This is a genomic window from Terriglobia bacterium, assembly GCA_036496425.1.
GTDB lineage: Bacteria > Acidobacteriota > Terriglobia > 20CM-2-55-15 > 20CM-2-55-15 > 20CM-2-55-15.
Genome location: DASXLG010000212.1, coordinates 1 through 10,239, shown reverse-complemented (window position 1 = coordinate 10,239; position 10,239 = coordinate 1). Strand labels below are relative to the sequence as shown.

The window sequence follows — 10,239 nt, the reverse complement described above, 5'->3', positions numbered from 1 at the left end:
ACAGCGGCTAAGCGGCAGGGGGGTCGCTCACACACCATGTTGAAATCCAGCTAATGCCCATCGCCGCAATCCCTTCATACGCAGCCGCATACTTCAGCCTGATTGTCGCTGTCGGTGTGTTGCTTCGCGACCGCGATGCCTTCGTCCACCGCATTTTTGCGGCGGGCATGTGTTTATTCGCACTCGAAGAATTGTTCCGCGGGTTGGTCTACAGCGCTTTGCTTCCGGACGACATTATCTACTGGCAAAAGCGGGTCATTACCGTTTCCGTATTGATTCCGTCGATCTGGCTGGCGTTCAGCCTCACCTATGCGCGAGTGAATCCGCGCAAGTTTCTGGCCCAATGGAAATGGCCGCTTCTGGTCAGCGCACTTGCGCCGATTCCGTTCCTTGCGATCTTCCGGAAATCCGTTTTTCTTGGCGCGATTTATCTGGAGGAGTCGGAGCGCTGGTCCATTCTGCTCGGTTCGCCTGGCCGCTGGCTTCAGATGTTCTTCATTCTGATGTCGGTATTGATTCTGTTCAATCTGGAACGCACGATGCGCTCTTCCGTGGGCCGGATGCGCTGGCAGATCAAATTCCTGGTGCTCGGCATCGGCGGGCTGTTCGCGCTACGGATCTACACGGCGAGTCAGGCCCTGTTGTTTTCGACCACGGATACCGGTTTCGGCACGATCAATGCAGTGGCATTGATTGCCGCAGATTCATTGTTTGCGATCGCTCTGTTCCGGGGCAGCTCTCTGACGATGGATGTGTATCTTTCCGGAACGGCGATACAGAACTCCCTGACCTTAATATTCGCCGGCATCTACCTGATCGCTGTCGGTTTGATTGCGCGCGTTGCCCGGTCTTTGTCGCCAAACGGGCCGCTTCCCTACGACACTTTTATCGTCTTCATTGCCTTGACGGCTTTTGGCGCCCTGCTTCTCTCCAATCGTGTGCGCCGGCAGTTACGCCTCTTCGTGAGCCGCCACTTCCATCGCCCGATCTACGACTACAGGCGTGTCTGGATGGAACTGACGCAGAGAACCAGATCTCTGGTCGATGTGCGGGAACTGAGCAGCACCGTCAGCCGGCTGGTTTCGGAATGGCTGGAAATACTGTCTGTGAGCGTTTGGGTTGTGGATGAATCCCAGCGGAAGCTCATGCTTGCAGGCTCGACGGCATTTTCCGCGGACGTTGAGAAGCAGCTGGAACGAGCGGGAAGACATTCCGCGGAGCTGATTCGATATGTCCGCGAACATCCGGGCTGTATCGACCTTCAGGAGCAGGATCTGGCCTGGCCGGGAGAAGTGATGTCGGCATGCCCGGAATTCTTCAGGCAGTCGAAACTGCGATACGTCATCGGATTGCGCGTCGGTGAAGAGATCATTGGCGTGCTGACGCTCAATGATGACCGCGTCGGATACCAAGCGCTGACGACAGAGGATATGCTCCTCCTGGAAAGCCTCGCGGATCATCTCGCAGCCAGCCTGCTGAATCTGCGCTCGGCGGTCCGGCTCCGCCACGCCAAGGAAGTGGAGACATTCCAGGCCGTATCGACCTTTTTTGTGCACGATTTGAAAAACCTCGCATCGCGCCTCTCGCTGACGATGCAAAATCTCCCGGCAAATTTCGACAATCCCGAGTTCCGGGCCGATGCGCTCCGGGTCATGTCTGCGAGCGTGACGAAGATCGACGACATGTGCGCGCGGCTTTCACTGCTGCGTGAGCAAATCGAACTGAAACCCGCAGAATGTGACCTTCGCCAGCTGGTGGAGTCCACACTCGCAGAGTTCAAAGGCAGCCTCAAGGCCGATTTGAAGCAGGAGTTGCAGGCGGTGCCTAAAACAAGAGTCGACTCGGAACAAATCCACAAAGTGCTTACAAACCTGGTCATGAATGCCAATGAAGCCCTGAATGGGAATGGCGTGATTCAAGTTGCAACGATACACGAAGGAGATACGGTCGGCTTCCTGGTCCGCGATAACGGTTGTGGGATGTCACAGGAGTTCATCGAAAAATCTCTCTTCAAGCCTTTTCAAACCACAAAAAAACGCGGCCTGGGCATCGGGCTATTCCACAGTAAATTGATCGTCGAAGCGCACCACGGCACGTTTGAAGTGAACAGCACCGTCGGAGCGGGAACGGAATTCAGAGTTATTCTTCCCATCGCTAACTAGCTGCCCCCATCACTCCCTCTGTACACCTATGGATAAACCAAAAATCTTGATTGTCGACGACGATGACGAAGTGCGAACCCAGATGAAATGGGCGCTCGCCTCGGAATACGATGTGCTTCTGGCGGATGACCGCCCAAGCGCTCTCGATCTCGTAAGGAACAACAGGCCGAACGCCGTCACTTTGGATCTCGGACTTCCCCCATGCGCCGGCGATACGCGGGAAGGTTTCCTCGCGCTCTCCGACATGCTTCAGCTTGATCCTCTGATGAAAATCGTCGTGGTGACGGGCCAGAATGAAAAAGAAAACGGGATTGAGGCAATCGGCCAGGGCGCCTATGACTTCTTCTGCAAACCAGTCAATGTTGCGGAACTGAAAGTCGTGCTCGACCGCGCGATTCACATTCAGCAATTCGAGCTCGGCCGGATCGAGTCCGTAGGCAACAGCGCCACCACTTCGTTCGAAGAAATCCTGGGTGCAAGCGCGCAAATTCAAACGGTATTCGGCACCATTCAAAAAGTATCTGGAACGGACGCCTCGGTGTTGATCGGTGGTGAAAGCGGAACCGGGAAAGAACTGGTGGCGCGCGCCATTCATGCGAGGAGTTCGCGGAAGTCCGGACCGTTCGTTGCGATCAATTGCGGCGCCATTCCCGAAAATCTGTTGGAGAGCGAGCTGTTCGGTCATGAAAAGGGCTCCTTCACGGGCGCTCATATGCAACGGCAGGGTCGTATCGAGATGGCGGACCATGGCACGCTGTTTCTGGACGAGATCGGGGAATTGTCGGGAACTCTTCAGGTGAAACTGTTGCGCTTTCTTCAGCAGCATCAGATCGAACGAGTCGGCGGGAGAACTGCAATTAACGTCGATGCCAGGATCCTTGCCGCAACCAATGTCGATCTGGTCAAGGCAATGGCGGATGGACGTTTTCGAGAAGATCTGTATTATCGCCTGGCCGTGGTCGTGATCTCCATGCCCCCTCTCCGCGAGCGTCAAGGTGATATTCGATTGCTCGCAGATGCTTTCTTACAACGACAGGCAGCCGGTCAGAAGAAAAACCTGATCTTTACGCCAAAGGCGATTAAGGCGCTGGAATCACACAACTGGCCGGGTAATGTCCGGGAACTGGAGAACCGTATCCAACGCGCCGCAATAATGGCGGAGAATGGCCGCATCGGCCCGAAGGATCTTGGTATGTCTCAATATTCGGAGTTCGAAGGTCAGGGGCTGAACAAAGCTCGTGCAGCTGTCGAGCGGCAAATGGTCGAAGCCGCACTTACCCGGAACAAAGGCAATTTGACCCGGGCCGCGGCAGAGCTCGAAATCAGCCGTCCCAGCCTCTATGAACTCATCGACAAACTCGGAATACCGCGGCGATAGTGCTCTTATGTTTTTGTTCTTAATAACCTTAACGGAGCGATGATGACTGTTAAAGAAGACTTTCTTTCTATTGCCCCCGACGTCCGTCTGGGTCAGAACGTAAAGCTGTCGAAATTCATCAACCTTTACGGTTGCTCGGTCGGCGACAACTCGAAAATCGGTGCTTTCGTCGAAATCCAAAAAAATGCGACCGTAGGGAAGAATTGCAAAGTATCGAGCCATTCATTTATCTGTGAAGGCGTCGATATTGAGGATGATGTTTTCATCGGCCATGGCGTGATGTTTATCAACGACTCCTATCCTCGGGCTACGGCCAGCGGCCAGCTTCAAACCGAGGCCGATTGGAGCGTGGAGCGGACTCGGGTCTGCAAAGGCGCCTCGATCGGTACGGGTACAACCGTACTTGCCAATGTCACAATCGGAGAAAATGCGATCGTTGGAGCCGGCAGCGTGGTAACCAAGGACGTCCCACCCAACGCTGTTGTCGCCGGAAATCCCGCCCGTCTGTTTCGCTATCTTGAAAGCAACCAAAAATAAGGAGGAATAATGAATTCTGGGCAAGGAATCCCCTTTTTAGACTTGATTACGCCGCATCTGGAGCTGGAACAGCAACTTATGGATGCGGTCCGTGGAGTTATCACATCCGCCATGTTCATTGGTGGTCCTGCCGTCGAAAACTTCGAGCGGGAATTTGCAGGATTTTGTGATGCGAAGTACTGCGTGGGAGTTAACAGCGGAACCGATGCCCTACGGTTCGCTCTGATGGCGGCCGGTATCGGTCATGGTGACATCGTCGTCACCGTTCCCAACACGTTCGCGGCTACCGTCGAAGCGATCATTCAGGCGGGTGCAACGCCTCAATTCGTCGACGTCGATCCGGAAACGCTGAATCTGAGCGTCGAAGCCCTTCGGACGCATTTGAAGGTCCATTCCGGGGAGCGTATCAAAGCCATAATTCCCGTTCACCTTTACGGTCAGATGTGCGAGATGGACCCGATCATGACTCTGGCCGAAGAATATGGACTGATGGTTCTCGAAGATGCCTGCCAGGCGCACGGCAGCGAGTACTTCTCCAGGAAACAGAACCGCTGGTTGAAGGCAGGATCGATCGGGCGAGCGGCGGCGTTCAGCTTCTATCCCGGGAAGAATCTTGGAGCGTGCGGTGAAGGTGGCGCCGTCACCACGAACGACGAAGCACTTGCTCAGCGCATTCGGATGATCCGGGACCACGGACAAAACAAGAAGTATCATCACCTCATCGAGGGATACAACGGCAGGCTCGATGCGATGCAGGCGGCGCTGCTTCGTGTCAAGTTGCCCCACCTTGCAGGATGGAACGAAAACAGGCGCGCTGCCGCGGAAGTCTACAACACGCTGCTGTCCGGCATTCAAGGCGTGGACGCCCCGTTGGAACCGGAATGGAGCCACGGGATATATCACCTTTACGTCGTTCGCGTGCAGCAACGGGACGAACTCCAGCGGCAGTTAACCGAACGAAACGTTGGTACGGGACTACACTATCCGATTCCACTGCATCTCCAGGAGGCTTATCGCCACCTTGGTTATACAAAGGGTGATTTTCCGGTTACGGAGAAAGCTGCCGATGAAATTCTGTCGCTTCCCATGTTCCCGCATATCCGGAGGGAACAGCAGCAGGAAGTCGTCGAAGCTCTGGCTGCGAAGGCAGTGTGCCGGTAACAAAGATTCAGACCGTGAAATCCATTCGAGCAACGGAGAAATCGATGTCCGGTTCTACGCCCCTCCAGGGAAAACGAGTCGCCATGATCCTCTTTTCATTCTATCCCGAGGACCCGCGGCCGCGCCGCGCCGCGGAAGCTCTAGTGAATTGTGGAATGGCCGTCGACTTGATTTGCCTTCGGGAAAACGCTGAGGAGCCGAAGGTGGATACTTGCAACGGCGTGAACATCCGCCGGCTTCCGCTCACTCGCCGGCGAGGTGGAATATTGGGCTACCTGTATCAGTATGCCGCATTCCTTATCCTTTCTGGCGGTCTTGTGGCGGCGCGCTGGTTCAGGAAACGATACGACCTGGTCTATGTCCACAATATGCCTGACTTCCTCGTGTACAGCGCGCTATGGCCAAAGCTGTTTGGCGCAAAAGTAGTCTTGGATCTACACGATCCCATGCCCGAACTGATGAGAACGATCTTTGAAATACCAGAGGCTTCTGCGAGCGTGCGATTGCTGAAGGGGCTTGAGAAGAGAAGTATGGCGTTTGCGGATGCTGTCGTAACGGTGAATCTCGCCTGCGCCAAGCTTTTTGCAGCGCGGAGCTGCTCTCCGAAAAAAATCACCGTGGTGATGAACTCACCGGATGAAGAAATATTTCGTTTCTGTCAGGCGAAGGCACGCTCGGGCGACCAGATCGATAAAAAACGATTCGTAATCATGTATCACGGCTCGTTGGTCCAGCGGAACGGTTTGGAACTAGCCGTCGAGGCGCTGGACAGGGTTCGCCGCTCCATTCCAAACGTGCAACTACGAATTTACGGCTCTCAGAACTCTTTTCTGGATCGCGTCATGAAGTCTGTACAGGATCGTGGCTTGGAACCGTACGTTCAGTATTTCGGGTCCAAAATGAGTGAACAGATTGCTGAGGCGATTGAGGAATGCGATTTGGGGATTATTCCCAATGAACGAAGCATCTTCACCGAAATCAACACACCAACGCGTATTTTCGAATATCTGTCTCTCGGAAAACCCGTGATTACGCCGCGTGCGCCGGGTATCTCGGACTATTTCCCCGATCAGTCGCTGATCTACTTCGACCTGGGGAATGCCGCAGATCTTGCTGAGAAAATCGAATGGGCCTATTGTCACCCGAAAGAGGTGACGGAGATTACCAGGCGCGGCCAGGTAGTTCACCGGTCTCACACCTGGAGTGAGGAAAGGACGATGCTGATCCGTCTTGTTGAACAACTGCTCTGCAACTCCGCAGCGCCGGCTCCTTTGGCACGAGCCGCGCGGCAAGCAAGATAGCGTCGGCATGCGAGTATTAATCCTTAAATTAGGCGCAACGGGCGACGTTGTACGCACTACGCCATTGCTCCGGCGATTCAATGGTGAGGTTACCTGGATAACGGCAGCGCGAAATAAGGCAATGCTTGAAGGCTTATCCGGGATTTCCGCAAAATTGAACGTCCTCGATTGGGACGACCGCGGTGCGATTGCCGGCGAAGGCTACGATCTCGTCATTAATCTTGAGGATGAGCCTGAAACCGCCCGACTCATGAATTCCGTCCATGCGGAACGGCTGTTTGGCGCATACGAAACTCCGGCCGCTGGACTCTCTTATACCGCTGATTCGGCGGGATGGTTCGATATGAGTCTGAGCAGCCGTCATGGCCGCCAACAAGCGGATGTATTGAAACTTCAAAATTGCGCGTCGTATCAGGAGTTGATTTTCTCCGGATTGAATCTGGAGTTCAGAGGCGATCGATACGCTCTTCCATCAACGACCCCATCCGATTTATGCGGAGATGTAGCGATCGCCCCGGAGGCGGGTCCGGTATGGCCTATGAAAAAGTGGGCTTCCTATGACTGGCTGAAGAACGAGCTTGAAAGCCGGGGGCTAAAAGTAAACTTTCTTCCCACGCGCCCGACCTTGCTGGAGCACCTGGCCGACGTCCGCGGCCATCGCTGCGTTGTGTGCGCCGACAGCCTGCCGATGCATCTGGCCCTCGGAAGCAACATTCCGTGCGTCGCGCTATTCAACTGTACGAGTCCCTGGGAGATCTATGGCTACGGGATTCTGACGAAGTTGGTTTCTCCGCTGCTGGCCGAGTTCTTTTACAAGCGGGGGTTCGACGCCAGGGCGACCACGGCTATCTCTCAGGCCGATGTTCTGTGCGGCGTTTTGCAGGCAATCGATTCCAAGGTGAACGTGTAACCTATGGCGGTTTTTGAAGACTACATTCAAAGTTTCTCGCGCAAAAAAATTTTGGTGATCGGCGACATCATGCTCGACCGATTCATCTGGGGGAAAGTGTCGCGGATTTCACCGGAAGCCCCGGTGCCCGTAGTAACCGTTGAGAAAGAAGAAATCTATTCGGGAGGCGCCGCCAACGTCGCCCGGAATCTTGTACCATTTGCCGGCGAAGTGCATATCGCGGGACAAGTGGGACGTGATCGTGACGGAGAGCTGTTGCTCGAACTGTTGGCCGCAGGCAGCATCGACGCTGCTGGAGTCCTGAGCAGTCCCCGATGCGAAACGATTACCAAAACCCGCGTCGTCGCCCGCAAGCAGCAGGTCGTGCGTTTCGATCGGGAGCAGATCAGAAAAATCACGAACGATCAGGTTGTACAGGTGAAACGATTCGTCTTGGGACGAAGCCCTGAACTCGACGGTTTGATCATCTCCGATTACGGCAAGGGTTTTATAACTCAGGAGCTTGTGGATGCGATCATACCGATTGCACGGGCCGCCGGGCTGGTGATCACGGTCGATCCCAATCCGAAGAATCCTCTGAAGTGGCATGGTGTCACAGCGATCAAGCCAAACCGTGCAGAAGCGTTCCGCGAGGTTGGAGTCGAGGAGGATGGCTGGGAGCCGCACAACGATCCGCTGCAGGATAAAGTGCTGCAACACGTCGGTGAAGAGTTGCTGGACCGCTGGGGAACTGAAATTGTCCAGATCACTCTGGGAGAGCAGGGAATGTTGCTTTTCGAGCGCGGCGGAAACCCGCACTATATCCCCACCGTCGCGAGGGAAGTGTTCGATGTCTCCGGCGCTGGAGATACGGCCATCGCCTTGTTCACTCTGGCATTGACCGCCGGTGCGTCAGCGGTCGAAGCCGCCGAAATTTCCAATTACGCGAGCGGCGTTGTCGTCGGAAAGCTCGGAACTGCAACCCTGACACGAGATGAATTGCTTGCATCAATGCGGGATCGGCTGATGAAGGAGGCGGTGACTTCGTAGTCATGGGGAACCCGGAAATGCCCGTCACCGCTTGCGGCGATTATCAGGGCTCCGCAACCCGATGATCGGTGTTGTCGCAAGCCCAAAGCAGCAGGCTGTAGTATGTGAATTTTTTGAACTGTTCAAGACACCTTGGGAGTTCTGTAGAAGAGACGGTGTCTATGACATATTGCTGTGTGCTTCTGAACCGAGTCTTCAGCTGGTCAGAACGAAAATTGCTATCGCATTCGGCGCTCGCGAGACCACGTTTGATCGGGAGCATGGGCTTTCGGTTCACTCGCACGGTGAGCAACGGAGTGTTTCTTTTTGCGGAAGCCGTATCCCGATTTACGGCGAACTTGGCACCTTCGGCAAAGCGCACCGGTTTCTGATTGAGGAGTCGTCGCAACGATCCGTTGCATGCGTTAATCATATAGAGGACACCGTCATCATCAGGATCGGTTATGACTTATTTCATGAAATTGAACACCTGTTATCCATCGGACAGCCCGCTCAGAATGCACGGCTACCCGCACTCGATCTCCATATTGATTTATTACGAACCCTGATCGTAAGTGCAGGTCTGCCGCTGCTCGAGATCCCACCTGTTCCCGCAGGATATTCATTCATCGCCTGCCTTACGCATGATCTCGACCATGCCTTGATGCGTCCGCACCGGTTCGACGCTACCGCTGCCGGTTTTCTATACCGTGCAACAGTGGGTTCTCTGATCAATTTGGTCCGGGGCCGGATCGACATATCCAAGTTGTGCAAGAACTGGGCCGCAGCGGTAAAGCTGCCTTTGATCTATGCTGGACTCGCAGCCGACATCTGGGCTGATTTCGACCGATACCTCGCGTTGGAAGAAGGAAGGCCTTCCACATTTTTTGTAGTTCCGTTCGCGAATCGACCCGGTCGTTCCCCCAAAGGTCAGGCACCAGCAAAACGCGCGACCAGGTACGATGTTTCTTTTATAAAGCCGAAGATTAATCGGCTGATCGCCGCCGGCTGCGAGGTTGGCCTCCACGGCATCAATGCATGGTGCGACAGTCTCGAAGGACGGAAAGAGGCAGGCAGAATTTCCGAGGTAACCGGTGCTCCTGAAATTGGCGTCAGAATGCACTGGCTGTACGGCAATCAAAGATCAGCAACTGTGCTGGAGGAAGCTGGTTTCACTTACGATTCCACTGTCGGTTATAACGAAGCTGTTGGATATCGGGCCGGCACAGGCCAGGTTTTCAAGCCAATCAACTGCACCCGGCTGCTCGAATTGCCCATGCATGTAATGGATACTGCATTGTTTTTGCCTGGTTACCTGCATCTGAGGAGGAGTGAGGCGTCGGATTACCTCACACCGATGTTAGATAACTCCGTCCGTCACGGCGGCACGCTCACAATAAATTGGCACGATAGAAGCATTGCGCCAGAGCGTCTGTGGGGTGACTTTTACTCATGGTTAGTGACGGAGTGTTCCGGCCGAAATGCTTTTTTTTGCACGGCATCGCAGGCGACTTCATGGTTTAGAAGGCGGAGATCCGTTGCTTTCCAGCGGAATGCGAACGGCGAAGTTGCGATTCAACTCGAAAGTGTTTTACCTGTACAGAATCCCGGGTTGCCGCCAATGCGGCTTCGATCGTATATGGCCGGCAATCTGCGTGAGTTGGATGAACTGGTCACGCCGCCGCAATTGAGATACATGGAACAGGATTTAGCCGAAGATAATCAGTTTATAAACGTCAAAATGAAGAGCGTTGTATGAAAAACAGTCAAACAATTGTAGTG

General features: G+C 54.4%; 8 protein-coding genes. All 8 read left to right on the top strand.

All coding sequences use genetic code 11. The features are described from left to right. The first annotated feature begins 53 nt into the window (after window positions 1-53). Window positions 54-2,162 (top strand): XrtA/PEP-CTERM system histidine kinase PrsK, encoded by a 2,109-nt coding sequence (prsK, locus tag VGK48_15315; GenBank protein ID HEY2382544.1) that lies wholly within the window; start codon window positions 54-56, stop codon window positions 2,160-2,162. A gap of 28 nt (window positions 2,163-2,190) precedes the next feature. Further along, window positions 2,191-3,540: a PEP-CTERM-box response regulator transcription factor gene (prsR, locus tag VGK48_15310; protein HEY2382543.1), complete on the top strand. Its 1,350-nt coding sequence runs from the start codon at window positions 2,191-2,193 to the stop codon at window positions 3,538-3,540. A gap of 39 nt (window positions 3,541-3,579) precedes the next feature. Continuing rightward, on the top strand, window positions 3,580-4,077 hold the full coding sequence (locus VGK48_15305; GenBank protein HEY2382542.1) for an acyltransferase: 498 nt from the start codon (window positions 3,580-3,582) through the stop codon (window positions 4,075-4,077). 9 nt (window positions 4,078-4,086) lie between these two features. Continuing rightward, the gene (locus VGK48_15300; protein HEY2382541.1) at window positions 4,087-5,238 is read left to right on the top strand and encodes a DegT/DnrJ/EryC1/StrS family aminotransferase; all 1,152 of its coding nucleotides are present in this window, start codon (window positions 4,087-4,089) and stop codon (window positions 5,236-5,238) included. A 44-nt stretch (window positions 5,239-5,282) separates the two neighbouring features. Further along, on the top strand, window positions 5,283-6,539 hold the full coding sequence (locus VGK48_15295; GenBank protein HEY2382540.1) for a glycosyltransferase family 4 protein: 1,257 nt from the start codon (window positions 5,283-5,285) through the stop codon (window positions 6,537-6,539). Window positions 6,540-6,660: 121 nt separating this feature from the next. Then, entirely contained in the window at window positions 6,661-7,449 is a 789-nt protein-coding gene (locus VGK48_15290) for a hypothetical protein (GenBank protein ID HEY2382539.1), read from the top strand. Between the two features lie 3 nt (window positions 7,450-7,452). Continuing rightward, window positions 7,453-8,478 (top strand): PfkB family carbohydrate kinase, encoded by a 1,026-nt coding sequence (locus VGK48_15285; protein HEY2382538.1) that lies wholly within the window; start codon window positions 7,453-7,455, stop codon window positions 8,476-8,478. A 61-nt stretch (window positions 8,479-8,539) separates the two neighbouring features. Further along, window positions 8,540-10,216, top strand: a complete 1,677-nt coding sequence (locus VGK48_15280; GenBank protein ID HEY2382537.1) for a hypothetical protein — start codon at window positions 8,540-8,542, stop codon at window positions 10,214-10,216. Window positions 10,217-10,239 lie beyond the last annotated feature (23 nt).